Origin of the sequence: Lentzea californiensis, from assembly GCF_024648825.1 — a bacterium.
Classification (GTDB): Bacteria; Actinomycetota; Actinomycetes; order Mycobacteriales; family Pseudonocardiaceae; genus Lentzea; species Lentzea californiensis.
Genome location: NZ_JANBBE010000011.1, coordinates 88509 through 114975, shown reverse-complemented (window position 1 = coordinate 114975; position 26467 = coordinate 88509). Strand labels below are relative to the sequence as shown.

General features: G+C 70.0%; 21 protein-coding genes. 9 read left to right on the top strand and 12 right to left on the bottom strand.

Going from position 1 to position 26467, the window contains the following annotated elements; all coding sequences use genetic code 11:
- The 6 genes from LX88_RS32465 to LX88_RS32440 form a co-directional block, all read right to left on the bottom strand.
- A complete protein-coding gene (locus LX88_RS32465; protein WP_258951594.1) occupies positions 1 to 1248 on the bottom strand; it encodes a choice-of-anchor P family protein in 1248 nt (415 codons plus the stop codon).
- A complete protein-coding gene (locus tag LX88_RS32460) occupies positions 1245 to 1898 on the bottom strand; it encodes an ABC transporter ATP-binding protein (RefSeq protein WP_258951593.1) in 654 nt (217 codons plus the stop codon). Before LX88_RS32460 ends, LX88_RS32465 begins: the two co-directional genes overlap by 4 nt.
- On the bottom strand, positions 1895 to 2587 hold the full coding sequence (locus LX88_RS32455) for an ABC transporter ATP-binding protein (RefSeq protein ID WP_258951592.1): 693 nt from the start codon (positions 2585 to 2587) through the stop codon (positions 1895 to 1897). Before LX88_RS32455 ends, LX88_RS32460 begins: the two co-directional genes overlap by 4 nt.
- Positions 2584 to 4401: an ABC transporter permease gene (locus tag LX88_RS32450; protein WP_258951591.1), complete on the bottom strand. Its 1818-nt coding sequence runs from the start codon at positions 4399 to 4401 to the stop codon at positions 2584 to 2586. Before LX88_RS32450 ends, LX88_RS32455 begins: the two co-directional genes overlap by 4 nt.
- Positions 4398 to 5792, bottom strand: coding sequence for an ABC transporter substrate-binding protein (locus tag LX88_RS32445; RefSeq protein ID WP_258951590.1), 1395 nt, complete (start codon positions 5790 to 5792; stop codon positions 4398 to 4400). The genes LX88_RS32450 and LX88_RS32445 overlap by 4 nt, the downstream gene beginning before the upstream one ends.
- A 142-nt stretch (positions 5793 to 5934) precedes the next feature.
- On the bottom strand, positions 5935 to 6693 hold the full coding sequence (locus LX88_RS32440) for an SGNH/GDSL hydrolase family protein (protein WP_258951589.1): 759 nt from the start codon (positions 6691 to 6693) through the stop codon (positions 5935 to 5937).
- Between the two features lie 138 nt (positions 6694 to 6831).
- On the opposite strand from LX88_RS32440, the gene LX88_RS32435 reads away from it, so the two are divergent.
- The 5 genes from LX88_RS32435 (at position 6832) to LX88_RS32415 (ending at position 13229) form a co-directional block, all read left to right on the top strand.
- Positions 6832 to 7731 carry a DUF4142 domain-containing protein gene (locus LX88_RS32435; protein WP_258951588.1) on the top strand — a complete coding sequence of 300 codons (900 nt, stop codon included), beginning with the start codon at positions 6832 to 6834 and terminating at the stop codon, positions 7729 to 7731.
- A 96-nt stretch (positions 7732 to 7827) separates the two neighbouring features.
- Positions 7828 to 9297: a DUF1996 domain-containing protein gene (locus tag LX88_RS32430; RefSeq protein ID WP_258951587.1), complete on the top strand. Its 1470-nt coding sequence runs from the start codon at positions 7828 to 7830 to the stop codon at positions 9295 to 9297.
- 152 nt (positions 9298 to 9449) lie between these two features.
- On the top strand, positions 9450 to 10613 hold the full coding sequence (locus LX88_RS32425) for an alginate lyase family protein (protein ID WP_258951586.1): 1164 nt from the start codon (positions 9450 to 9452) through the stop codon (positions 10611 to 10613).
- A 19-nt stretch (positions 10614 to 10632) separates the two neighbouring features.
- Positions 10633 to 12321 carry a dihydroxy-acid dehydratase gene (ilvD, locus tag LX88_RS32420; RefSeq protein ID WP_258951585.1) on the top strand — a complete coding sequence of 563 codons (1689 nt, stop codon included), beginning with the start codon at positions 10633 to 10635 and terminating at the stop codon, positions 12319 to 12321.
- 125 nt (positions 12322 to 12446) lie between these two features.
- The gene (locus LX88_RS32415) at positions 12447 to 13229 is read left to right on the top strand and encodes a DUF2382 domain-containing protein (RefSeq protein ID WP_258951584.1); all 783 of its coding nucleotides are present in this window, start codon (positions 12447 to 12449) and stop codon (positions 13227 to 13229) included.
- A gap of 53 nt (positions 13230 to 13282) precedes the next feature.
- On the opposite strand, the gene LX88_RS32410 is transcribed toward LX88_RS32415, so the two are convergent.
- Positions 13283 to 14881 carry an AMP-dependent synthetase/ligase gene (locus LX88_RS32410; protein ID WP_258951583.1) on the bottom strand — a complete coding sequence of 533 codons (1599 nt, stop codon included), beginning with the start codon at positions 14879 to 14881 and terminating at the stop codon, positions 13283 to 13285.
- Between the two features lie 50 nt (positions 14882 to 14931).
- Here LX88_RS32410 and LX88_RS32405 point away from each other — a divergent pair, with 50 nt between their 5' ends.
- Both LX88_RS32405 and LX88_RS32400 read left to right on the top strand, forming a co-directional pair.
- Positions 14932 to 15471, top strand: coding sequence for a TetR/AcrR family transcriptional regulator (locus tag LX88_RS32405; protein WP_258951582.1), 540 nt, complete (start codon positions 14932 to 14934; stop codon positions 15469 to 15471).
- A gap of 37 nt (positions 15472 to 15508) precedes the next feature.
- Positions 15509 to 16117 carry an alpha-ketoglutarate-dependent dioxygenase AlkB gene (locus LX88_RS32400; protein ID WP_258951581.1) on the top strand — a complete coding sequence of 203 codons (609 nt, stop codon included), beginning with the start codon at positions 15509 to 15511 and terminating at the stop codon, positions 16115 to 16117.
- Here LX88_RS32400 and LX88_RS32395 read toward each other — a convergent pair.
- A complete protein-coding gene (locus LX88_RS32395) occupies positions 16083 to 17027 on the bottom strand; it encodes an SDR family oxidoreductase (protein ID WP_258951580.1) in 945 nt (314 codons plus the stop codon). The two genes, LX88_RS32400 and LX88_RS32395, sit on opposite strands and share 35 nt — an antisense overlap.
- Before the next feature lie 132 nt (positions 17028 to 17159).
- Between LX88_RS32395 and LX88_RS32390 the strand changes: the two genes are divergently transcribed.
- Positions 17160 to 18002, top strand: coding sequence for a helix-turn-helix transcriptional regulator (locus LX88_RS32390; protein ID WP_258951579.1), 843 nt, complete (start codon positions 17160 to 17162; stop codon positions 18000 to 18002).
- Here LX88_RS32390 and LX88_RS32385 read toward each other — a convergent pair.
- The 3 genes from LX88_RS32385 to LX88_RS32375 form a co-directional block, all read right to left on the bottom strand.
- The gene (locus tag LX88_RS32385; RefSeq protein WP_258951578.1) at positions 17974 to 18543 is read right to left on the bottom strand and encodes a TMEM175 family protein; all 570 of its coding nucleotides are present in this window, start codon (positions 18541 to 18543) and stop codon (positions 17974 to 17976) included. The two genes, LX88_RS32390 and LX88_RS32385, sit on opposite strands and share 29 nt — an antisense overlap.
- A 31-nt stretch (positions 18544 to 18574) precedes the next feature.
- On the bottom strand, positions 18575 to 20209 hold the full coding sequence (locus tag LX88_RS32380; RefSeq protein ID WP_258951577.1) for a PHP domain-containing protein: 1635 nt from the start codon (positions 20207 to 20209) through the stop codon (positions 18575 to 18577).
- A gap of 71 nt (positions 20210 to 20280) precedes the next feature.
- On the bottom strand, positions 20281 to 21666 hold the full coding sequence (locus LX88_RS32375; protein ID WP_258951576.1) for a PP2C family protein-serine/threonine phosphatase: 1386 nt from the start codon (positions 21664 to 21666) through the stop codon (positions 20281 to 20283).
- A gap of 137 nt (positions 21667 to 21803) precedes the next feature.
- On the opposite strand from LX88_RS32375, the gene LX88_RS32370 reads away from it, so the two are divergent.
- Positions 21804 to 25949 (top strand): HAMP domain-containing protein, encoded by a 4146-nt coding sequence (locus tag LX88_RS32370; RefSeq protein WP_258951575.1) that lies wholly within the window; start codon positions 21804 to 21806, stop codon positions 25947 to 25949.
- Between the two features lie 68 nt (positions 25950 to 26017).
- Here LX88_RS32370 and LX88_RS32365 read toward each other — a convergent pair whose 3' ends face one another.
- Positions 26018 to 26386 (bottom strand): STAS domain-containing protein, encoded by a 369-nt coding sequence (locus LX88_RS32365; protein ID WP_258951574.1) that lies wholly within the window; start codon positions 26384 to 26386, stop codon positions 26018 to 26020.
- Positions 26387 to 26467: the final 81 nt, after the last annotated feature.

The following is a 26467-nucleotide window of genomic DNA, read 5'->3' as shown; positions in this document are numbered from 1 at the left end:
TCACCCGTTGCGGAGGTCGGGGACACCGGTCGGGTGCCCGGAGGGACAGGGGGCGCCGCCCAGCAGGAAGGTGCCGAACGACTTCATGCCGAACGCTCCGGCCGCCGCGACCCCGAGACCGGTGAGCACCAGCAGTGCCGGCACTCCGGGGAAGTCGAGCAGCGAACGGGGCCCGGTGCGGGCGGAGGCGACCGGCGTGACCGGCTTCGACGGTGGGGTCACGCCCGCGGCCGGAGGCGAACCCAGCGCCGGTGGCGGGGTGTCGGTGGCGGGTGGCAGCACTGGCACGACCGGCGCCGGTGCGTCCGGCGGTGTCGACGACGTTGATGCGGAAGCGTTTGCGACGGCCTCGGTGTCGCCGACGACCACCACCATTTTGCGCAGCGGGTTGAGCAGCGGCACGAGTTCCTTGGGCAGCAACGGGGCCAGGACGCCGTCCAGGATGCCGCCGAGGCCGAGCCTGGTGCGCAACGCCAGCACGTCGACGGTCAGGGTGAGGCCGCGGCTGGAGGACGTGGCCGCCGTGCCTTCGAGCTTCGTCGCGGCGGTGGGCCAGGTGAGGGTGACCCCCAGCGGTTCCAACGCCTTCAGTAGCCCGTCCGGTGGCGCGTCCGGGGCCTTGACCGGGAACTTCTGGCCCAGCACGGTGAACTCGGCGATCGAGAACGTGCTCGTGCCGCTCCCCTTGCTGCCGTCGCTCACGGCGACGGACTCGAACTTCACGCCCGACAGCACGACCAGGCCCGCCAGCAGTGAGATCGTCTGCGCGGACGTGACGGCGGTCGAGCGGGCCTCGGACGCGCCCGCCGAACTGACGCTGCTCGACGACAGCCCGTCCGCGGTGAGCAGGAACGGCACCTCCTGCTTCGCCCCCGCGTAGGACTCGGCCTTCGCGGCTCCGGCGGCGGCTTTCATGCCCGGCTTCGACTCGTCCGCCGGACCACCGGGGTGTGCCGCGTTGGCCTGCACCGGGTAGGCGAAACCGAGCAGCTGCGGCAGGCCGGTGCCGACGGCCGCGCCCGGCCACAGCGAACTGGCGACCGACCGGCCGATCGGGCCGGAGCCCAGTTCCGTCTGGGTGTAGGACAGGTGCACTTCACCCTGCGGTTCGGCCGGCACCGGGATCAGGTCGGTGTGCAGCAGCACGGACACCGGCGCGGCGTGGGCGGTCAGCGTGAACCCGCCGATGTCCGCCTTCGCGGGTGCCGGGGACAGCAGGAGGAGCAGCAGGACGAGCGCGTACCTCATGACGTCCCTCCGAAGTAGACGGTGGCCAGGTCGTCGTCCGCGGAGATCTCGCCGTGCGTCATCACGACGACCTGGTCGGCGACGGCGGAGGCGGTCTCGGCGAACTGCTCGACGATCAGCATCGTGACGCCGGACCGCGCCAGCTCCCCCACGACCTCGTACAGCTCGGCGACGATCACCGGGGCGAGGCCCATCGAGAGCTCGTCGATCACGAGCACGGCCGGGTCGGTGATCAACGCGCGGGAGAACGCGAGCATCTGCTGCTCGCCACCGGACATCGAGCCCGCGAGCTGCCCGTGCCGCGCCTTGAGCTTCGGGAACCGCCGGTAGACCAGCTCGGCGTCGCCGCGCATCAGCCTCAGGTTCTCCGCCACGGTCAGGTTCGGGAAGATCGCGCGGCCCTCCGGGACCGTGCACAGGCCGGCGCGGGCGAGCTCGTCGGGCGCGGCGTCGTTGACGTGCACGCCGCCCAGGTGGACGTGGCCGGAGGTGGCCCTGATCTGTCCACTGAGGACTTTGACCAGGGTGGACTTGCCGGCGCCGTTCGGGCCGAGCAACGCGGTGACGGTGCCGCGCGGCACGTTCAGCGACACCCCGCGCAGCACCTCGATCCGGCCGTAGCCGGCGTGGACGTCCTTGAGGTCGATCATCCGAGGTACGCCTCCCGGACACCGTCGTGCGCGCGGACGACGTCCGGCGTGCCGGAGACCAGCAGCCGTCCCAGGTTCAGCACGTGCACGTGGTCGCAGTAACCCATCACGAGGTCCATGTCGTGCTCGACCAGCACGACCGAGCGACCCTCCGCGCTCAGTTGCCGCAGCAGCTCACCGAACTCGTCGGTCTCCGCCCGGTCGAGGCCGGAGGACGGTTCGTCCAGCAGCAGGAGGCGTGGATCGGTGGCGAGCGCGCGAGCCAGTTCCAGCAGGCGCGCGGCACCGGTCGGGACGGTGTCTGCCTGGTTGCCCGCGAACTCCGCGATCCCCACCCGTTCCAGCAGCTCCCGGGCCAGCTTCGCGGGGCGGCGGCGGCTTTCCAGCGCCACCACGACGTTCTCCCAGACCGTCAGCGACCCGAAGACCTCCAGCCGCTGGAACGTCCGCGCGACGCCCAGCCTCGACCGCTGGTGCGGTCCCCTGGTGGTGATGTCCTCGTCGCCGAGCAGCACCCGCCCGGCCGTCGGCTTGCGCAGTCCGCTGATCACGTCGAACAACGTCGTCTTGCCCGCGCCGTTGGGTCCGATCAGCCCGGTGACGCCGGGCTCGACGGTCAGGGACACGTCGTCGACCGCGGTCACCTCGCCGAAGCGGACCGTCACGCCCTCCACCCGCAACGTGCTCATGCGCGCCGCCAGGTCCAGGCCCGGAAACCCCAGCCGACCAGCCCGTTGGGCTCACGCGCGAGCCCTGCCGCCGCCACCCCGAGCAGCACGACCGCCACTCCCGCGAACGCCGGGAAACCGCTCTGCAGCACGGGGAGCAGCATCAGCAGGACCCCGCCGAGCAGCGCACCCGACACCGACGTCACGCCCGCGATCACCGCGAACAGCAGCAGCGGCAGGTTGTTGAACAGCTGGAAGTCGCTCGCCGCGACGGTCTCCCTCAGCTGCGCGAACAACCCGCCCGCCAGTCCCGCGATGGCCGCCGACAGGGAGAACACCCAGACCCGGATCCAGCGCACGTTCAGCCCGAGCGTCGCGCACGCCGCCGAGCTGTCCTTGACCGCGATCATCCGCCGCCCGAGCCGTCCTCGCCGGACGGCCAGCACGCCGACGCCGACCAGGGCGAAGACGGCCGCGGCCAGCAGCAGCTGGGCGGAGGCCGACTCGACGAGCCTCGGCACCTGCAGACTGCCCCGCACGCCGAAGGCGATGGGCGACTGCAGCACGAGCTTGTCCATGAGCTGCGCGAACCCCAGCGTCGCCAGCGCCAGGTAGAGCCCGCTGACCCGCAGCGCCGTCAACGCGATCAGCGCCCCGACCACCGCCGCGACGCCGGCCCCGATCAGCAACGTCACCGGCGACGGACTGCCGAGCCGCGCCACCGTCACCGCACCCACGCCGACGAACGTGAACTGCCCCAGCGACACCACACCGCCGTACCCGGTGAGCAGGACCATCGACAGCAGCACGATCCCGAACACCAGTGCCAGCGCGAGCTGTCCGGCCACCACCGAGTCGACCAGCAACGCCAGCGCGACGACCACCCCCGCGAACAGCCCGGCACCCACACCGGTCGTCAGCGCGTTCGGCACGGCCACCCCGCGCGAGCCCCGCACACCACCGATCCGCAGCGGCGACTGCGGCATCGCCAGCAGCACCACGAACAGCAGCAGCGCCGGGATCGCCGCCCGGAAGGAGATCCAGAACGGCGACGACGGCAGGTACGCCACCGCGTACGACTGCACCAGCCCGAGCCCGAGCGCGCCGGCGAACGTCCACGGCAGACTCCGCAACCGCCCCACCAGCGCGGCCGTGTACGCGGTGATCACGAGCAACGTCATCGTCACGTAGTCGAGCTGCACGACCGGTGTCAGCAGGATCCCGCCCAGCGCCGCCAGCGCCGACCCGATCGCCCAGCTCAGCGCCGACAACCTGGCCGGTCGCGTCCCGTAAAGCGCGGCCAGCTCCGGCGCGTCGACGCAGGCCCGCATCGCGAGCCCGGTCCGCGTCCGGTTCAGCAGCACGTACAGCCCGCCCGCGACGAGCACCGCGCAGGCCAGCGTCACCAGGTCGTGCCCGCTGACGAACGACTGTCCGATGTGGACGCCGAGCTGGTCGAGGAACGGCCGCACCGGACGCGCCTGCGGCGGCCAGAGGACCTGCGCCACCCCGATCAGCCCGACCAGCAACCCGACCCCGGCCACCAGCGTGATCCCGACCGGCGCACCCGCGAGCCGCCGCATGACGAACCGCTCAACCACCAGCCCGAACAGCGGCGCGCACACACCGACCACGAGCAGCAGCGCGAGCCACTGCGGCAGCCCGCGGTTCTCGGCGAGCTCCCAGTAGAGGAACGCCATGACCATGCCGATCGCGCCGTGGCCGACGTTGAAGACCTTGGAGGTGCTGTAGGTCAGCACGAGCCCGCCGGCGACGACGGCGTACGCGCCGCCGGTGACCAGGCCGAAGATGGTGTAGGCGAGAAGAGCGGTCATCCGCCCACCCCCGTGTCGATCAACGACCCGCACGAGTACCCCGACGCGGGCGCCAACCGGCTCCACGTCCCGCCCTTCAACCGCACCAGCGTCATGCAGGCCGAAGTCCTCTTCCCGCCGACGTCCTGCGGCGCGACCATCCCCTCGGCGGTGAAGTCGTGCACCCCGCGCACCGCCTCGACCATCGCCTTGCGGGTGAGCTGCGGCCCGACCTTCGCCGCCGTGGTCACGAACAGCCGGGCGGCGGCCCAGGCGAACATCCCGAAGTACGAGGGCGCGGCACCGGGCGCCACCCGCCCCAGCCACTGCTTGTACAGCGCCACCTGGGCGTTGGACTCCTCGAACAACGCGCCGTTCGTGTAGACCACGGTCCCGTCGACCGCCGCCCCGCCCTGCTTGATGTACTGCGGGTCGTACGCGGACGGGTCGGTGATGAACGCCTCCGGCGTGTACCCCTGCTGCCGCATGGCCTGCTGCAGCCGCACCGCGTACTGGGCCGAGCCGATCCAGTACACGATCTTGGTACCGGTCTCCTTCAGCTTCGCCACGTACGGCGCGTAGTTCACGTCGGTGATGTCGATGGCCTGCGAGTAGACGAACTTGATCCCGCGCGCCTCGGCCGCCTTCTGCATGCTGCGGGCGTTCTGCGCGCTCGCGTCGGCGTTGAGGTACAGGTAGGCCGCCGCACCGATGCCACCGGGGAAGCTCGACTTGACCAGGTCCGGTCCGGCCGACGACACGAGGTTCACGACGTTCGACGCCACACCGAAGCTCACGGGCGTGCGCTGGCGTTGTGCGGTGACGGTCGAGGCCCGCAGGTCGGGGATTCCGCAGCCGGCGGCCGCGGGTCCGCCGCCCTGGTCGAACGCCGACATCGAGCCGACCAGCGCGAAGGCCTGCTCGCAGGCCTGGGAGGTGGCCTGCTGGTCGCCGCCGCTGTCGGTGCGGGAGTCGAACGAGACGAGCTTGAGCTTGCGCCCGCAGACCGAGCCCTGGGTGGCGTTGAAGTACTCGACGAACGCCTTGGTGGCCTGCTGGGCCGACTGGAAGATGCCGGGCACCGGGCCGCTGATGTCGGAGATGTTGGCGATCGTGATCTCGCCGGCCGTGACGCCCTTGTCCGTGGCGCCGCCGGTGCCCTGGCAGCCGCCCGCGATGCTGCCGGGCGGGTTCGGCTTCTTGTCGGCCTCTTGCGGGTTCGCGGCGCCCGGCTGCTGCGCGGTGCCTTCGGGCACCGCGCCGTCCTCGCCGGTCACCGCACCTTCCTGAGTGCCGGCCGACCCTCCCTGCGGCACGACGAGCGCTGCGCGTTGCTCGTCGGTGAGCCTGCTCCCGCATCCGGCGATCAACGCGCAGATCGTCAGTGCGATCAGTGCGGTCCTGCGACGCATGCGCACTGACGCTAGGGCTCTGCATCAATCCAGGTCCACGCAACTTCTAGAACGCGTTCTACATGCAAACAATCGCCGCGAGATCCGTCACCAAAGCGCGGTCACCTCGTTATGAGCAACCGCATCAAGGAACACGTTCTACCTACGACGGCGGCAGCAGTTCCGGACGGCGCGGCCGGATCACGTCACCGGACGACTCGCCGCGCACCCGGCGCATCACCCACGGCACGACGTGCTCGCGGGCCCACTTCCAGTCCTCCGCGCGCCGGACGCGGCGGTCGACCAGCGGGGCCACGCCCAGCACGGTCCGCTGCAGCGGGTGCGGAACACCGAGAGCGTCCAGGACGGCGATCGCGACCTCGGCGTGCCCGGCCGAGTTGAGGTGCAGCCGATCCGGCGACCACATGCGGCGGTCGCGCAGCTGACGCATGTTCCACATGTCGCCCAGCACGCACGAGTGCTCGGCGGCGATCGCGCGCACGTGCTCGTTGTAGATGGCCACGCGACCACGCATCTTGCGGAACACCGGGTCGTCACCACCGTCGACGCCGGTGAAGAGGATCACGCGCGCGCCCGCGTGGGCCAGGCGCGCGACGGCCGCGCGGTAACGGCGCATCAGCGCGTCGATGTCCACCTTGGGTCGCATGAGGTCGTTGCCGCCCGCGTAGAGCGAAACCAGGTCCGGCCCCATCTCCAGGGCGCGCTCGAGCTGCTCGCCCAGCACCTGCGGCAGCAGCCGGCCGCGCACGGCGAGGTTGGCGTAGGCGAACTCGGGGTCCGCCGCCCCCAGCACCTCGGCGACGCGGTCCGCCCAGCCCCGCACACCGTTCGGTCGACCAGCGTCTTCGTCGCCCACACCCTCGGTGAACGAGTCCCCCAACGCCACAAAACGCTTGCTCATGCTCACGACCTTATGACGCGCATTCGGAGCAGAACCTCGCGGGGGTTGCGGCCACTTCGATAACGTTTCGGTAACGGCGACGTCTCGAACTGAGGCGGCTTCCCATTCCTGGCCGTATTCCCGTTCGTGCGACTCCCCATGGATCTGGCGAAGCCGACGCGACTGATGGTCGCGCTGGCAGGCTGTGCGCTGGCGGTGCTCCTGAACACCGGAACCGCTGCCGGGCAGCCCTCCACGCCGTCCACCCCCATCTCCACGCCGCCGCCCGACAGCGGCGGCAAGGGCGACGAGGTCGTCCAGACGCAGTGGGGGCCCCTTGGACCGGCTGACCGGGATTTCATGAACCGCGTCAAGCAGGCCGGGTTGTGGGAGAAGCCCGCGGGCGAGAAGGGCAAGGCCAAGCGGGCCGACCAGCCCAAGATCCAAGAGGCCTGCAAGCACCTCATCGAGGGGCACACGCTGCTGGACAACGTGGTGAACCGGGCGGGCGTCCTGCTCGGCCACACGTTGCCCACCGAGGCCTCGGACGAGCAGAAGGGCTTTCTCGCCGAGATGGACGCGGCGAACGGTGACGAGTTCGACGCCGTCTTCGCCAACCGGCTCCGTGCGGCGCACGGCAAGGTCTACGCCTACGCCGCGCAGATCAGGGCCGGCACCAAGAACGAGCTCATCCGCATCCTTTCCACGCAAGCGATGATCACCGTCTTCGACCACATGAAGGTGCTCGAGGAGACCGGTCGCGTCGACTTCGCCGGACTGGAATCGCCACAACCGCTCGCACCGCCCCCGCCCGCGAACGACTCCGGAACTCCGGAACAGACGGGTGACCCGGCGGCCGAGCAGTCGGCCAACCCGACCGACGGCGTGATCCCGACCGTGCCGGAGGGCACCAGGTTCACCCGCACCGCCGAGCAAGGTGTGTTCGGGGACAACAACGGTGTCTTCTTCGGCGCCATCGGAGTGCTCGCGCTCGCGCTGGTGGGGATGCGAATGATATCCCGATCGAAGAAGTCACGGCGGAAATCTCGTTCGTACTGACCTAAAACAGCACACCCAGATTCATCCCGAAGACAGCGGCCCCTAACCGCCGTCAGCTTCACCATGCCGATTTATCGGACTACCACGAGGTGGCAAATGGCTATTCACCGGAGGAAATCCACGATCTGGCTCACCGCCGCCGCTGCGGCGATGGCCGTGGTCGCGGGCGGTGCCGCGGTGGTGGCCATCAGTTCTTCTGATGGCGCCGCGCTCGCCGACGGTCCGGACAAGAGCTTGTTCGTCGACATCACCAAGGTGAAGCCGAACGTCAAGAAACCGAAGCCGGAGAACGACGCCACCACAGGCACGTTCACCGTCGACTGCGGCCGGAACGAGAACGCGCACTTCAACCCGGACAACTTCATCGCGCAGCCTGGCGTCCGCAACGGTGCACAGCACCTGCACGACTACGTCGGCAACCTCTCGACGAACGCGGACTCCAACAACAAGTCGCTGCAGGCGGCGGGCACCACCTGCAAGAACGGCGACAAGTCCGCCTACTTCTGGCCGGTCGTCCGCATCACCGACGAGGAGCCGGCGGAGGCCGCACCGCCCGCGGAGCAGGCCCCGCCGAAGAAGGACGACAAGGCCCAGCAGGACAAGGACAAGGCGGCCAAGGAAGCGGCCCAGCTCGAGTGCCCCGACGTCGCGTCGCTGCTGCCCGAGGACGTGCCGGACGCGGCCCAGGCTGAGATCGACCGCGAGCTCGAGAACATCGAGAAGGTGACCGCCGAGGCCGAGAAGAGGCTCGAGCAGGTCAAGGCCCAGGACCGCGACAACATCATCGTCGGCCCGACGCGCGAGAAGCGCGCCGCCATCCTGAACCGGATGATGCTGGCGTTCAGCCGCCAGGGCCAGCAGGCTCCCGACCTGAACCCGGCCGCCGCCTGTGCGGTGAAGGACAAGGCCGCGGGCGAGGAAGGCCTCGACAACGGCGGCGAGAACGCCGAGGCCGCCCAGGCCGAGGGCACCGAGGACAAGAAGAACCAGAACAACCCCGAGGAGAACGCGAACAACGAGCTCGAGGGCAACGAGGGCGAGATCCAGCGCCCCGCCGTCGTCGACCTCCAGTTCCGCGGCAGCCCGACCGGCAAGGTCGTCGCGATGCCGAAGTTCCTCCGCGTTCTCTACGGTGACGCCAAGGCCGGCCAGAACGGCCCGAAGAACGCCAAGGCGTCCTGGACCTGCACGGGCTTCGAGGACAAGGTCCTGATGGACAAGTACCCGATCTGCCCGCAGGGCGCGAAGGTCAAGCGCGTGCACGACTTCCCGAGCTGCTGGGACGGCAAGAACATCGACTCCGCGAACCACCGCGACCACATCGTGTTCCCCGACCAGAACGGCAAGTGCAAGCAGGGCTTCAAGGCCGTTCCGCAGCTGCGCATCTCGCTGACCTACAACATCCCGCTCGACGTCCAGAAGGAAGGTCGCTACCTGGTCGACTCCTTCCCGGAGGAGGAGCACAACCCGCTCACCGACCACGACGACTTCGCGAACGTGATGTCACAGAAGATCATGAACCGCCTCGTCAACTGCGTCAACACCGGCAAGAAGTGCCGCGAGTGACGTTCTGACCTCGTAGTTCAGACAGGCGAGATTCCCCGGTGCACCTCCCGCGCACCGGGGGATTTCCGTTGTGCGGCTTGGGGTCGTTCACCACCGTGAACCTCGTTCCGGAATGATTGACCCGAAAGGTATAGACCACTAACACTGACCTCATGGTCACCCGTTCCTGCACGGTCTTGATCGCCCTGCTGGCATCCCTTCTGGTCCCGGTCACCGCTCAGGCGGCACCGGCGACGTTCGTCCACCCGGGAGTCGTGGTCTCCCGGCCACAGCTGGACTTCATGCGCACCAAGGTCCTGGCCGGCGCCCAGCCGTGGAAGACCGCCTACGACCGCATGATGGCGTCGAAGTACGCCGACCTGAACCGCACGCCGAAACCGCGGGCGGTCGTGGAGTGCGGCCCCGTCAGCAATCCCAACAACGGCTGCACCGACGAACGCGAGGACGCGCTCGCCGCCTACACGCTGTCGCTGGCCTGGTACGTCACCCGCGACGCCAGGTACGCGACCAAGGCGATCCAGATCATGGACGCCTGGTCCGCCACCATCCGCGACCACACCAACTCGAACGCCCCGCTGCAGACCGCGTGGTCGGCCAGCAGCTGGCCCAAGGCCGCCGAGATCATGAAGCACGTCTACGGCACGTGGCCCAACAGCGCCCGGTTCGGCACCATGCTGCGCACCGTCTACCTGCCCGAGATCCAGAACGGCCGCGCGAACACCAACGGCAACTGGGAACTCAGCATGATGGAGGCGTCGATCGGCATCGCCGTCTTCCTGGAGGACCGCGCGGCCTACGACAAGGCCATCGGCATCTTCCGGACGCGCATCCAGGCGTTCATCTACCTGACCACCGACGGGGCACTGCCGAAGACGCCGCCGGGCAGCGGCATCGACACCAGGGCCGAGATCGTCTCCTACTGGCACAACCAGTCCACGTTCGTCGACGGCCTCACCCAGGAGACCTGCCGGGACTTCGCCCACACGGCCTACGGGCTCTCCGCCGCCTCGCACCTCGCGGAGACGGCGCGGCACCAGGGCCAGGACATCTGGGGCGAGATCAAGGACCGCATGCGGCACGCGTGGGGCCTGCACTCCAAGTACCAGAACGGCGAGCCCGTGCCGTCGTGGCTGTGCGGCGGTTCCTACAGCCGTGAGCTCGGGCCGACGCCTGAGGTCAGCTACAACGCGCTCAACACCCGGCTGGGCATCGCGATGGCGAACACCAAGATCTACACGGAGTCGAAGCGTCCACACGGGACCGACAACCTGTTCATCGCCTGGGAGACGCTGACTCACGCAGCCAACCCCTCGTAAGAGCGACTAGCGTGCGCTCATGACCGATACACCGGACGTGAAGCCACGCAGCCGCGACGTGACCGACGGCCTGGAGCGCACCGCCGCGCGCGGCATGCTCCGGGCCGTCGGCATGGGGGACGAGGACTGGGAGAAGCCGCAGATCGGCGTGGCCTCGTCGTGGAACGAGATCACGCCGTGCAACCTTTCGCTGGACCGGCTCGCGAAGGCGTCGAAGGACGGCGTGCACGCTGCCGGCGGCTACCCGATGGAGTTCGGCACGATCTCCGTGTCGGACGGCATCTCGATGGGCCACGAGGGCATGCACTTCTCGCTGGTCTCCCGCGAGGTGATCGCCGACAGCGTCGAGACCGTCATGATGGCCGAGCGCCTCGACGGCTCGGTGCTGCTCGCGGGGTGCGACAAGTCGTTGCCCGGCATGCTGATGGCGGCGGCACGGCTCGACCTGGCCAGCGTGTTCCTCTACGCGGGGTCGATCCTGCCCGGCCGGGTCACGCTGACCGACGGCACCGAGAAGGAAGTCACGATCATCGACGCGTTCGAGGCCGTCGGGGCCTGCTCGCGCGGCCTGATGAGCCGTGAGGACGTCGACCTGATCGAACGCGCGATCTGCCCCGGCGAGGGCGCGTGCGGTGGCATGTACACGGCGAACACAATGGCGAGCGCGGCCGAGGCGCTGGGCATGTCGCTGCCCGGCAGTGCCGCTCCCCCGGCCACCGACCGGCGCCGGGACGGGTTCGCGCGCCGCTCCGGGCAGGCCGTCGTCGAGATGCTCCGCAAGGGCATCACGGCGCGGCAGATCATGACGCGCGAGGCGTTCGAGAACGCGATCGCCGTCGTGATGGCGTTCGGCGGCTCCACCAACGCGGTGCTGCACCTGCTCGCCATCGCGCACGAGGCCGGCGTCGAACTGTCGCTGGACGACTTCAGCCGCATCGGCGCGCGCGTGCCGCACCTGGCCGACGTGAAGCCGTTCGGGCGGCACGTCATGACGGACGTCGACCGCATCGGCGGCGTGCCCGTGGTGATGAAGGCGCTGCTGGACGCCGGTCTGCTGCACGGCGACTGCCTCACCGTCACCGGCCGCACGGTCGCCGAGAACCTCGCCGACATCAACCCGCCCGACCCGGACGGCCTCGTGCTGCGCGCGCTCGACAAGCCCATCCACCACACCGGTGGCATCACGATCCTGAAGGGCTCGCTCGCCCCGGAGGGCGCCGTGGTCAAGTCGGCGGGCTTCGACTCGGACGTCTTCACCGGCACCGCCCGCGTGTTCGACCGCGAGCGCGCCGCCATGGACGCCCTGGAGGACGGCACCATCACCGCGGGCGACGTCGTCGTCATCCGCTACGAGGGCCCCAAGGGCGGGCCGGGCATGCGCGAGATGCTCGCGATCACCGCGGCGATCAAGGGCGCGGGCCTCGGCAAGGACGTCCTGCTGCTCACCGACGGCCGGTTCTCCGGCGGCACGACGGGCCTGTGCGTGGGGCACGTGGCACCGGAGGCCGTCGACGGCGGCCCCATCGCGTTCGTGCGCGACGGCGACCAGATCACGCTGAACGTCGCCTCCGGGACGCTCGACGTGGACGCGGACCTCGACAGCCGCCGCGAGGGCTGGGCTCCGCTGCCTCCGCGCTACCAGCGCGGTGTGCTCGCCAAGTACGCCAAACTGGTCGGTTCGGCGTCGCGCGGCGCCGTCTGCGATTAGGTCCCCCACTCGGCTGAACTGCCAGGCGGGAGCGGGTCACCCGGTCGGTGGGTGACCCGCGATCCGCTCGCGAAGGTGGGTACTTCGCCTGCAGGCAACCAGGCCCAAGGCGGAGGGACGGCACGATGATCGATCAGACGCACGTTGAGGCTCTGTACGACTGCGACGTGATCGACAACAGGGGCGAGAAGATCGGCTCGGTCAAGCAGATCTGGCTGGAGGACGGCACCGGCGAGCCCATGTGGGCCGAGGTCCACACCGGACTGTTCGGTCTGCGGCAGAGCTTCGTCCCGATCCAGCAGGGCGAAGTGGGCGGCGGCGGCATCACCGTGCCCGTGTCCAAGGAGCAGGTGAAGGACGCGCCCAGCGTGCACACCGACGACAACCGCATGTCGGACGAGGAGCAGGAGGCGCTCTACCGGCACTACGGGATGATCCCGCACGCCAAGACCGGTGGCCACGACCGGATCGACGGCAGGCAGGACCGCAAGCGGGCCGCGATGGAGAACCGCGAGCAGCCGGCCAGGCACGGCAGGCGGGACGAGGGCGCCGAGGTCACGCTGTCCGAGGAGACGCTGGACGTCGGTACCCGCAACGTCGAGGCGGGCCGGGTGCGGCTGGTCAAGCACACGGTGACCGAGCAGCGCAACATCACCGTCCCCGTGACGCACGAGGAGGTCCGGGTCGTCCGCGAGCCCGCCACCGGCCAGCCGGGCAAGGCGTTCGCCGACGAGCAGGCCGAGGTCACGCTGCACCGCGAGGAACCCGTGGTGCAGAAGCGCACCGAGGCCACGGAACGGGTCCGGCTGGAGAAGAACGCCGTCACCGAGCAGAGGGACGTCAAGGGCGAGGTCCGCAAGGAACGCGTCGAGGTCGAGCGCGACGGCGAACCGCGCGAGCGCCGCTGACCGAACACCTGGACGAACCGCCCACCACTTCCGTCGGTGGGCGGTTCGTCTTTTTAATACAGGCCGTCGAGCACGTCCGCGTAGCGCCTCTCGATCTCACGGCGACGCGGCTTGAGCGACGCGGTCAGCAACCCGTCCTCGACGCTGAAGTCGTGCTCCAGCACCGCGAAGCGCTTGATCGTCTCGTGCCGCGCGAGCTGCGCGTTGACGGTCTTGATCGCGTTGTCGACCTCGGCCTCCGCGTCGGTGAGCCCGCCGGCGGTGTCCTGGTCGAGCGTCACGAGCGCCACGCAGTACTTGCGCCGGTCGCCGTGCACGATCACGTTGCTGATGTACGGCGACGCCGCGTTGATCATGCTCTCGATCCGGGTGGGCGCCACGTACTTGCCGCCCGAGGTCTTGATGAGCTCCTTCTTGCGGTCGGTGATCTTCAACCGGCCCGCGTCGTCGAGTTCGCCGATGTCGCCGGTGTGCAGCCAGCCGCTGACCAGCGACTCGGCGGTCGCGTCCGGCCGGTTGTGGTAGCCGCGCATGACGCCGGGGCCGCGCAGCAGCACCTCGCCGTCCTCGGCGATCTTGACCTCCATGCCGGGGATCGGCGGGCCGACCGTGCCGATCCTGATCATGCCCGGCCGGTTGAAGAACGTCGCCGCGGACGACTCGGTGAGCCCGTAGCCCTCCAGGATCGTGATGCCGGCGCGTTCGAAGAACTCGGCGATCTCCGGGGCGAGCGGTGCCGAGCCCGACACGAAGTAGCGGATCCGGCCACCCACCCGGTCGCGCAACTTGCGGTACACCAGGCGGTCCGCGAGCCAGCGCGTCGCCGGGCCGTGGTCGCGGCCGGCCCACCGGAAGATCTTCTCGGTGACGCCGCCCTTCTCCCGAGCGCCCGCGACGATCCGGCCGTGGATCTTCTCGAAGATGCGCGGCGCGGCGGCCACGATCGACGGCCGCAGCTCGCCCAGGTTGTCCACGATCCGCTCGACGCCACCGTCGACGGCGGTCGGCACGCCCGCGGCGATCATCGCCATCGTGAGCACCTTGCCGAACGCGTGCGACAGCGGCAGCCACAGGAAGTGCAGGTCCGTCGGCTGCAGAATGCCCAGGGACGCAATCGCTTCCGCCGTCGTCAACCAGTTCTCGTGGGTGAGCTCGACGCCCTTGGGCGTGCCGGTGGTGCCCGACGTGTAGATCAACGTCGCCAGGTCGTCCGGCCCCAGCCCACCGATCAACGCGTCGTAATCGCCGGAAGCTCGGGGAACCGCCCCGAACCGCAGCACCTCGACGCCGTCCGGCACCAGTGCGGCGTGCTCGTCGGTCTCCACGACCACGATCCGGCTGCCGGAGTCGCCGAGGATGTGCGCGACCTCCGCGGCCGTGCTGTTCGGGTAGATCGTCGTGGTGGCGCCACCGGCGGCGAGCACGGCGAGGTCGGTGACGATCCACTCGATGCTCGTGCGGCCCATCAACGCCACGCGGTCGCCCTTGCGCAGGCCCAGCCCAGCCAGTCCGAATGCTTCCGCGGCCACCCGTTCCTGCAGCTCGGACCACGTGAGCGAGACCCAGCCACCGTTGTCGCGGTACCGCATCGCCTCGGCGTCGGGCGTGCGTACGACACGATCGCGCAGCAGGCCGGGAATCGACAGCGCCATTGCTTCTCCCCTTCTCTGGAGCGTCGCTCCAGAGCGGTACTCTAACCCTCGTGTCCGACCGACGACAGCCTCTCCTCGACGCGGCGCTCCAGCTCGTCGGAGAAGGCGGCCTCGACGCCGTCACGATCGCGGCCCTGACCGAGCGGTCGGGCATGTCGAACGGCAGCATCTACCACCACTTCGGCAGCCGCGCGGGCGTGTTCGCGCAGCTCTACGCCGACAGCTACGGCCGGTGCGTCGCCGCGATGCTCCCCGCGCTGCAGGCCGGATCCGCCGAGGAGGGCGTGCGCGGCCTGACGCTGAGCTACCTCGACTGGGTCATGGCGAACCCCAGCCGGGCGCGCTTCCTCTACGCCGCACCGGACCACGCCGACCCCGCGGCCAAGATGGCGGAGTTCGCGCCGGTGCTGGCCTGGTTCCTCGACCGGATGGCCTCCGGTGAGCTGCGCACGGTGCCGCCATGGGCGCTGGAGCCCGTGGCGATGGGACCGGCGCACGAGTCGGTGCGCCGATTCCTGCTCGGCGTGTTCGACCTGGCCCAGGCGCGCGAGATCGTCGCGAACGCGGTGTGGGCCGTCCTGAAGCCCTAGCTGGCCGTAGAACACACGTTCGATTATCCTGCGGTCCATGCGCCAGGGATCGCTGTTCGACCTGGAGACGGAGCCGGACCTGGCCCCGCTCACCCCTCGCCGCACCGAACTGGGCGACGGCGCGTGGATCGACGTCCAGCCCGGCTGGCTCGCGGGCGCCGACGCGCTGTTCGACCGGCTCGTCGACGAGGTGCCGTGGCGCGCCGAACGCCGCCAGATGTACGACACCGTGGTCGACGTGCCGCGCCTGCTCTGCTTCTACAGCGGCGCGCTGCCGTTCGACGTCCTCACCACGGCGCGCGACGCGCTCTCGCGCCACTACCTGGCCGAGCTGAAGGAACCGTTCACGACCGCCGGTCTCTGCTACTACCGCGACGGCCGGGACAGCGTGGCCTGGCACGGCGACACGATCGGCCGCGGTCAGACCGAGGACACGATGGTCGCGATCCTGAGCGTCGGCACGCCGCGCGCCCTGCTGCTGCGGCCACGAGGCGGCGGCGAGACGCACAAGTACGCGCTGGGGCACGGCGACCTGCTCGTGATGGGCGGCTCCTGCCAGCGCACCTGGGAGCACGCCATCCCCAAGACCTCGAAGGTCGTCGGGCCGAGGATCAGCGTCCAGTTCCGCCCGCACGGAGTCCGCTAGCGACCAGTTCCTCGGACACCTGCCACACGCGCCGGGCCTCGTCGGCGTCGCGCAGCCGGCTGTAGAGGGCCTGCTCGGCGGGCGGTCCGCTCAGGTGGCCGACGCGGCTCGGACCGTAGAACACGCCTGCGCCGGGTGCCGTCGCGGCGAGCAGGGCCGGGAGCTGAGCGGTCTCGACGGTGCCGAGGACGCCCACGGACGACAGGACGCGGATCACGCGCACGCCGGGCGTGTCACTGGCGCGGCCGACCTCGGGACGAGCGGCGAGCAGGCTGGTGGGCGCGACGCCGGGGTGGGCGAGGTTGCTCGTGATCCCCCAGCCGCCCGCCTCGCTGCGCCGCGCGAGCTCGAGTCCGAACAGGCCGAAAGCGATCTTCGACTGGCTGTACGCCTTGCCGCCGCTGTACGAGCGCTCCCAGTTCAGGTCGTCCCAGTTGATGGCGTTCTGGTTCGCGGCGATGCTGATCTGCGACGTCACGCGGGCCCGGCCGGCCTTCAGCAACGGCAGCAGGTGCCCGACGAGGGCGAAGTGGCCGAGGTGGTTGGTGCCGAACTGCAGCTCGAACCCGTCCGCGGTCGTCTGCCGTTCGGGAGGGGTCATCACGCCCGCGTTGTTGACGAGGACGTGGACCGGCTTGCCCTCCTCCAGCAGCACCGAGCCCAGCGCGGCGACCGAGGCCAGCGACGACAGGTCGAGGGAACGCAACGACACGTCGGCGTCCGGGGTCCGCCGGCGGATCGCGGCGATCGCCGCCTCGCCCTTGCGCTGGTTGCGGACGGGCATGACGACCTCGGCGCCGGCCGCCGCGAGCCGTCCCGCGATGCCGAGCCCGACACCGTCGCTGGCGCCGGTGACGACGGCCCGCCTGCCGGACAGGTCCGGGACCTCGACGTCGAACTTCCTGCTCATCGCGCACTCCCCTGCTCGTCGTGGTGTGTTCCTCCACAGTGGCCGGACCGGCACGGCCGCATCCAGGACCTCTCGCTCCGTGGCTACGGAGGCGCGCGCACGTTAGGAACAAGGGACTCGAAGGGAGCCGACGTGATCGACCGAGCAGGCCTGGCCGCGTTCCTGCGCAACCGCAGGGAGGCGTTGCAGCCCGAGGACATCGGCCTCCGGCGCGGACCGCGGCGCCGCACCAACGGCCTGCGCCGCGAGGAGGTCGCCGCCCGGTGCAACATGTCCACGGACTACTACGCGCGCCTGGAACAGGAACGCGGCACGCACCCGTCCGAGCAGATGATCGCGGCGATCGCCCAGGGCCTGCACCTGTCGCTGGACGAGCGCGACCACCTGTTCCGCCTCGCCGGGCACAGCCCGCCTTCGCGCGGCACGATCAGCGAGCACGTCAGCCCGGGCCTGGCCCGGATCTTCGACCGGCTGCACGACACCCCGGCCGAGATCGTCACCGAGCTCGGCGAGACTCTGCGGCAGACCCCGCTCGGAGTCGCGCTCACCGGCGACGCGAGCCGGCACACCGGTCCGGCCAGGAGCCTCGGCTACCGCTGGTTCACCGACCCGGCGTCCCGCGCGCTGTACGAACCCGCCGACCACGGGTTCCTGAGCAGGATGTTCGCCTCGGGCCTGCGCGAAGCCCTCACCCGGCGCGGTCCCGGTTCCCGGGCCGCGCGGTACAGCGAGCTCCTGCTAGCCCGCAGCGAGGAGTTCCGGCGGGTGTGGGACGCCCAGGAGGTCGGCATCCGCCCGCACGAGGTCAAGCGCTACGTCCACCCGAGCGTCGGGGCGCTGGAACTGCACTGCCAGACGTTGCTCGACCCCGGTCAGCACCACTTCCTGCTCGTCTACACGGCCACTCCGGGCAGCGAGAGCTACGAGAAGCTGCAGCTGCTGTCCGTCATCGGAGCCGCTGCACCAACGGGCTGACCAGCAACAGCAGCAGGCCCCAGTAGCTGATCAACGGCGACAGCACGAGGGCGAGCAGCAGCACCGCGGTCGGGATCAGGGCCGTCAGCACCACCCGCCGCGAGAGTCCGCGGGCTTCCACGGCCAGTTCCGGACTGCCGTGCACGAGCAGCGTCATCGCCGTCAGCAGCGCACTGCTGACGGCGATCGTGCCGATGTAGAAGAACTGCGTGAAGTGGTCCTCACCCGGCCGGCCGACGAGCTCGGTCGGGAACGGCAGCACCACGATCGTCAGTATCCAGGCCATGTTCAGCACCACCAGCGGGGCGCTGTACCGCCGCACGTTCTCGAACAGCCGGTGGTGGGTGAACCACAGGTGCGCGATGACCACGAAGCTCAGCAGGAAGCTGAAGATCTGCGGCCAGTGGTGGGAGACCAGCTCGCTCGCGGGCTCGGAGCCCGGTTCCGAGGTGATCTCCACCAGCGGCAGCACCAGCAGCGTGATCGCGATGGCGACCACGGCGTCGGTGAAGAGGACCAGGCGGTCGGGTTCGCGCGTCATGGACACCCCGCCAACCTAGTCCTCAAAGGATTCAGACCACGTCCACGAACACCGGGTTGGCGTAGAACCAGAGGTCGGCCCACGGGTCGGAGTTGGCGATCTCGTCGATCATCGGGTCACCGGCCGAGGTGAGCCGCTTGCCGTCACTGCCCCGCAGCCGCAGGTAGAACGACCGCTCGACGTTCTTGAAGGTGTGCGAGAACCGGATCTTGCCGGTGCGCGGCACCTCGAACGTCTTCGTGACGACGGTCTCCGGCGCGAGGAACAGGTCGCGGTCGGCGGACGGACCGGTGACCGGACCGGAGATCAGGTCGACCTTGGCGAGCACCGGCTTGGTGCCGGAGAAGTTCGGTCCGGACGCGCGGTCCACCTCGATGGTGACCTCGACGTCGCCGCCGCGGCGCACGAACGTCCGGCCGCCCAGCGTCACGCCGCGCAGGTCGTCGCGCGAGCGCACGCGCAGCTCCAGGCCGTCGATCAGGCGGCCGTGCACGGTCAGCACCTTGCCCGACTGCAGGCCGCGCATGATGTCCACATAGGACTTCGACCGCGCGCCGACGACGTTCGCGCCGTACTGGCCGGGGAAGAAGTCGCCGTAGGCGGTCTGCTTGACGCCCGAGTCGATCGGGGCGCCCTTCGAGCCGGTCGTGGCGTAGTCCTGCAAGCCCTGCGTGAGGGTGTCGTTGAAGACCTGGTGCACGTCCGAGTTCGCGGTGATCCACCACGGGCGTCCCTCGGCGAGCAGGGAGTCCCACAGGCCGCCGACCTTGGCGGTCATCCAGTCGAACCCGCCGTGGGTGCGGTAGGACTCCGGCGGGTAGCCGGGGAACGACCCCGGTCCGGGGGCGGCCGTGTCGTAGTAGCCGCGCGCACGGCCGGAGCCGCCCGCAGACTTCGGCGTGCCGGCGGCCTGGTGACCGGGCGCGCCCTCCATGCCGACCGCGACACCCGGAGCCGCGTCGCGCCAGCCGCGGATCTCGTGCGGGCTGTCCACGCCGCGACGCGACGGGTGGTTCGCGAACATCAGGGCGATCTCGGTCCGTCCGGAGAGGACCTGCGCCTCCAGGTACCGCAGCGCGGCCAGGGCGAGCGACTCGGCGTTGTTCGCGATGCGGCCGTCGTAGGACAGCTCGAACGCCTTGAGGATGTCGACGGTGTGCTTGCCGGGCGGCAGGAACACCGTGGCGTGCTCCGCGCCGGGGATGTTCCACTCCAGGCCCTGGTAGACCAGCACGTCGCGCTGGGACCCGCGGACGCGCTCGATGTCCGGCGTGATCTGGTCGATCGAGAACTTCTGGTGCGCGACGCCGCCGTGGTCGGTGATGACGACCCAGTCGAGGCCGAACTCGTGCGCCTTCGCGACCTGCTGCGCGATCGTGTACTGGCCGTCGTCGGAGTACTGGGTGTGGATGTGGTGGTCGCCCGAGTACCAGCGCTCACCGCCGCCCCAGGGGTTGACCGGGACGTGCGCCTCGGCCGTGCCCGTGCCGACGGCACCGGCGGCACCCACGGCACCGGCCGCGATGCCCAGGCCGGCGAGGAACCGGCGGCGCTCGACCGACGCCGGGCGGTCGTCCGCGGGGTCGAGCCAGCTGCCCTCGACCGGCTCGACCTCGTGGTGGTGGTGCGTGTGATCACCGTGCGAGTGATCGTGTGAGTGGGACATGCGCAGATCTCAACCGGTCAAGCTGTCCAGGCGAACGAACGGCAGATGAACCCTTGGACCGGGAACTTCATTCACACGGCCTGGACGGCCAGCAGGGCCAGGTCGTCGTGGTCGTCGTGGTCCAGCCACTTGAGCACGGCCCGCTCGCAGTGCCGCGCGATCTCCTCCGCCGGCAGGCCTTCGCACTCCTTGAGCACCGCCCGCAGTCGCTGCTCGCCGAACAGCTCCGAGCGGTTCGTGTGCGCCCGGGCCTCGGTGAACCCGTCGCTGTACAGCACCAGCGTGTCCCCCGGCGCCAGCGTGACCTGCTCGCCGGAGAACCGGACGTCCGCCAGGATCCCGACGATCGCACCGGTGGCGCTCACCTCGTCGACGCTGCCGTCCGCCCGCAGCACCAGCGGCACGGGGTGGCCACCGGACGCGAGCGACATGCGCACTCCCCCGTCGGCCAGCGGCACCAGCTCACCGACGACGAGCGTGGTGAAGAGCTTCGAGCCGGTGGCGCGCAACGAGGTGTTGAGCAGGTGCAACAGCCGCACCGGGTTCGTCTCGACCAGGGAGAGCGCCTGCAGCGACTGCCGGACACGTCCGCTGTGGACCGCGGCCTCCAGGCCGTGCCCGCACACGTCGCCCAGCACGAACGTCGCCGAGCCGTCCGTGCGCGGGTGGACGTCGTAGAAGTCTCCGCCGACCAGTGCCCGCTGGTGGGCGGGGATGAACACCGAGGCCAGCGTCACACCGCGCACCTCGGGCAGCGGCAACGGCAGCAGCGCCGACCGCAGCACCTCGATCGTGCGCTGCTGCTCCGTCAGCCTCGACGACGACTCCAGCGCCACGGCGGCGTGCTTGCCGAACAGCCGGATCCGTTCCACGTCGTTCGGCGCGAAGTCGCCCTTGCGCAGCACGACCAGCGCACCGCCGACACCCAGCGGCACGGCCAGCGCACAGCCGAAGTCCTCCGGCACGCCCCAGCTGCCTTCACCCAAAGAGGTGATCCTGAGCAGGGTGGACGTGCCGGTCAGGACCTCGGAGATCTCCGAGGCACGGCGAGGCGTGCGCATGACCGTGGGCTCGCCGCCACCGCAACGCCACCACTCCAGCCGGTCACGCGTGGCGGGCACGACGGCGACGCAGTGCTCGCCCAGCAACTCCGCCGCGAGCTGCACGATCGTCTTCAGGGTCGCTTCGCGCGATCCTTCGCCGGCGAGCCGCAGGTGCGCGTGGTCGAGCGTGGAGTCCGTGAAGTACCAGGCACTCCAGCCGTCGCCGAGGTCGTGCCGGCGGCCCGCGACGTGCACGTCGAACTGCCCGCCGAGGCCGAGCCGGGGGAACCGGTCGGCGGCCGCGGCGTTGCGCACGCGCACCACGCCGGCCGCGTCCACGACGAAGACGGCTTCGCGCAGCCCGTCCACCAGGCGCTGCCAGCCGTCGAGGTCGATGCCCACGGCGCTGCTCATCCGCTCTTGTCCTGCGCAGCCGGCCGGGTCATCACGGCCTCCTGCGGGTCGTTTGCGTGCATCGCGGCATCAAGTTACCTCGCTCCCAACCTAACGTGGCAGTCTTGGCTGCGACCACCGAGGCACGGAGGCTTGGAGTGACCACGGCCAACGAAGAGACGGATGCGACCCTCGAACGGGTGCTCTCCGCCATGAGAGATCTGCGTGACGGCAACTTCCGCCGCAGGCTCGTCGTGCCGGGGAACGGGCCCGTGTCGGCCCTCGCGGACGTTTTCAACGAGATCGCCGAACGCAACCAGTGGCTGGCCGGTGAGCTGGGCCGGGTCCGCCAGGCGGTGGGCCAGGAGGGCCGGCTGACCGAACGGGTGGCGCCCGCGGGCACCGCCGGTGGCTGGTCGCTGATCGCGGACTCGGTGAACGGCCTGGTCGAGGACCTGATGCGGCCGACGACGGAGCTGAGCCGCGTGCTCGCCGCCGTCGCCGAGGGCGACCTGACCAAGCGCATGTCGGACCAGACGCTGCGCGGCGAGTTCGCCACGCTCGGCTCGACGGTGAACGGCCTGGTCGACCAGCTGTCGTCGTTCGCCGACGAGGTCACCCGCGTCGCACGCGAGGTCGGCACGGACGGCCGCCTGGGCGGTCAGGCGAAGGTGCCCGGTGTGGCCGGCACCTGGCGCGACCTGACCGACAACGTGAACTCGATGGCGAACAACCTGACCAACCAGGTCCGCAACATCGCACAGGTCGCGACGGCGGTGGCCACCGGCGACCTGACGCAGAAGATCACGGTCGACGTCTCCGGCGAGATGCTGGAGCTGAAGAACACGCTGAACACGATGGTCGACCAGCTGTCGTCGTTCGCGGACGAGGTCACCCGTGTCGCGCGCGAGGTCGGCACGGACGGCAAGCTCGGCGGCCAGGCCAAGGTGCCCGGCGTCGCCGGCACGTGGCGCGACCTGACCGACAACGTGAACTTCATGGCGGACAACCTGACGACCCAGGTCCGCAACATCGCCCAGGTCACGACCGCGGTGGCGCTCGGCGACCTGACCCAGAAGATCACCGTCGACGCGCGCGGCGAGATCCTGGAGCTCAAGTCCACGATCAACACGATGGTCGACCAGCTCTCCTCGTTCGCCGACGAGGTCACGCGTGTCGCGCGTGAGGTCGGTTCGGACGGCCGCCTGGGCGGTCAGGCGCAGGTGCCCGGCGTCGCCGGTACCTGGCGCGACCTGACCGAGTCGGTGAACGTCATGGCGAACAACCTGACGACCCAGGTCCGCAACATCGCCTCGGTCACCACCGCCATCGCGCGGGGCGACCTGACGCAGAAGATCACGATCGACGCCCGCGGCGAGATCCTCGAGCTCAAGACCACGATCAACACGATGGTCGACCAGCTCTCGGCGTTCGCCGACGAGGCCACCCGCGTGGCGCGCGAGGTCGGCACCGAGGGCCGGCTGGGCGGCCAGGCGACGGTGCCGGGAGTCGCGGGCACCTGGCGCGACCTGACCGACAACGTCAACTTCATGGCGAACAACCTGACCAACCAGGTCCGCAACATCGCGCACGTCGCCACCGCCGTCGCGAACGGCGACCTGTCGCAGAAGATCACCGTCGACGCGCGCGGCGAGATCCTGGAGCTCAAGTCCACGCTGAACGTGATGGTCGACCAGCTCAGCTCGTTCGCCGAGGAGGTCACCCGCGTCGCCCGCGAGGTCGGCACCGACGGCCGGCTGGGCGGCCAGGCTCGCGTGCAGGGCGTCGCGGGCACGTGGAAGGACCTGACGGACAACGTCAACCTGATGGCGGACAACCTGACCAACCAGGTCCGCAACATCGCCGCCGTCGCCACCGCCGTCGCGAACGGCGACCTCTCGAAGAAGATCACCGTCGAGGCCAAGGGCGAGGTCGCGGCCCTAGCCGAGACGCTGAACGGCATGGTCGACACGCTCCGCGCGTTCGGTGACGAGGTCACGCGTGTCGCCCGCGAGGTCGGCACCGAGGGCATCCTGGGCGGCCAGGCCCGCGTGTCCGGCGTCGCCGGCACGTGGAAGGACCTCACCGACTCGGTGAACTTCATGGCGGACAACCTGACCAACCAGGTCCGCAACATCGCCCAGGTCACCACCGCGGTGGCCCAGGGCGACCTGACGAAGAAGATCGACGTCTCGGCCCGCGGCGAGATCCTGGAGCTCAAGACCACCATCAACACGATGGTCGACCAGCTCAGCTCGTTCGCCGACGAGGTCACGCGCGTCGCCCGCGAGGTCGGCACCGAGGGCAAGCTCGGCGGCCAGGCCGAGGTCGACGGCGTGGCGGGCACGTGGTCGAAGCTGACCGACAACGTCAACCAGCTCGCCTCGAACCTGACCACCCAGGTCCGCGCCATCGCCGCCGTCGCCACCGCGGTGACCGCGGGCGACCTGACCAGGCAGATCACCGTCGACGCGTCCGGCGAGCTCGCGGAGCTCAAGGACAACGTCAACCAGATGATCGCGAACCTCAAGGAGACCACGCGGGCCAACCGCGAGCAGTACTGGCTCAAGACCAACCTGGCGCGCCTGTCCGGTCTGATGCAGGGTCACCGCGACCTGCGCGCGCTCGCGTCGTTGATCATGAGCGAGCTGACGCCGCTGGTCAGCGCCCACCACGGCGCGTTCTTCCAGATCGAGGAGGACGAGTCCAAGCAGTCCCTGGAGCTGACCGCGACCTACGGCTTCCGCCTGGACACCGCTCGCACCACCCGCGTGGCCATGGGCGAGTCCCTGGTGGGCCAGGCGGCGCTGGAGAAGAAGACGATCCTGGTCACCCAGGTCCCCGGCGGCTACCTGACGGTCTCCTCGGCGCTGGGCGAGTCGGCCCCGGTGAACCTGGTGATCCTGCCGGTCCTGTTCCAGGGCGAGACCCTCGGCGTGATCGAGCTCGCGTCCCTCAACGAGTTCTCCGACGTCCACCTCGACCTCCTGGACCAGCTCAAGGAGGCCATCGGCGTCAACGTGAACACGCTGCTGGCCAACTCCCGCACCGACGCCCTGCTGGTCGAGTCCCAGCGCCTCACGACGGAGCTCAGGGCCGGTTCCGAGGAACTGGAGGACCGCGCGCGTCAGCTCCAGACGGCCTCGAAGTACAAGTCCGAGTTCATGGCCAACATGTCCCACGAGCTCCGGACGCCGCTGAACTCGCTGCTGATCCTGGCCAAGCTGCTCGCCGACAACCTCGACGGCAACCTCAACCCCAAACAGGTCGAGTTCGCCCGCACGATCCACTCGTCCGGCTCCGACCTGCTGCAGCTCATCAACGACATCCTCGACCTCACCAAGGTCGAGGCGGGCCACATGACGCTGCACGAGGACCCGGTCCGCCTCGACGAGCTCGTCCGGTACGTCGAGACGTTGTGCCTGCCGCTGACGGCGGAGAAGAACCTCGAGTTCTCCGTGCGCGTGGACCCGAACGTGCCGGAGACCCTCCACACCGACGAACACCGCCTTCAGCAGATCCTCAGGAACCTGCTCTCGAACGCGGTGAAGTTCACCCATGACGGTGGCATCCGCCTGCACGTGCGCATGGACGACCCGTCCACCGTGGCGTTCGACGTGCACGACACCGGCATCGGCATCCCGGCCGAGAAGCTGGCCGTCATCTTCGAGGCCTTCCAGCAGGCGGACGGCACCACGTCCCGCAAGTACGGCGGCACGGGCCTGGGCCTGTCCATCAGTCGTGAGCTGGCACAACTGCTCAACGGCGCGCTACGGGTCCGCTCAGAGCCGGGAATCGGCTCGACCTTCACCCTGTGCCTGCCGCTGGGCAAGGTCGTCTCGGACACGATCGTCCTGCCGGAACCGACCCCGATCGTCACGCCGGCGCCGGTGCTGGCCGCCTCGGCCTCGATCCGCTTCCACGGCGAGAAGGTCCTCGTGGTGGACGACGACCTGCGCAACGTCTTCGCGCTCACGAGCGTGCTCGAGCTGGTGGGCCTGGAGGCGATCTTCGCCGACAACGGCATCACGGGCGTGCGGGCCCTCGAGCAGTACGACGACGTGGCCATCGTCCTGATGGACATCATGATGCCCGAGCTGGACGGCAACGCCACGATCTCGGCGATCCGCGCGATGGAGCGCTACGCCGACCTGCCGGTCATCGCCGTCACGGCCAAGGCCATGAAGGGCGACCGGGAGAAGTCCCTGGCCTCGGGTGCCACCGACTACGTCACCAAACCGGTGGACACCGAGCACCTCATCCGCCTGATCGCCTACTACCTGGGCGTGTCGGCGGAGGCCTGAGGCACTCGACGGGCCCGCGCGGACAGGGCGATGCCGGAGACCGGCCGCCCTTCCGCGCGACGGCGCCCTCAGCGGGCCGAGTCCACCGCCTCCTGCACGGCCACGTCCACCGACTCGTGCAGGCTGAGCACCTCGGCCACGTCGGCCAGCTCGAACAACCGCCGGACCGGCGCCTGGGCGGCGGCGATCCGCAGCTGCCCGCCGGCCTCGGCCAGGCGGCGGTGCCAGTCCAGCACCAGTGCCAGCCCGGTCGAGTCCATGAACGCGAGTTCGGCCAGGTCGAGCACCGCGTGCGCCCCGGTCACGTCCTCGTCGAGCCTGGCCGACAACAGGGGGACGGTGTCGATGTCCAGTTCGCCGGCGACGGCGAGCACTCGCCATCCCCGCTGGACACCGCTGCCGACGTTGAGCTCCATCGTCGCCGTTCCCTTCGCCACGCCCGACTCGTGCGACCCAAATCGTGCAGCACGACGTTCGACCATGCGACCACCGGGGGGCTGAAAGATCCGAACGACGCG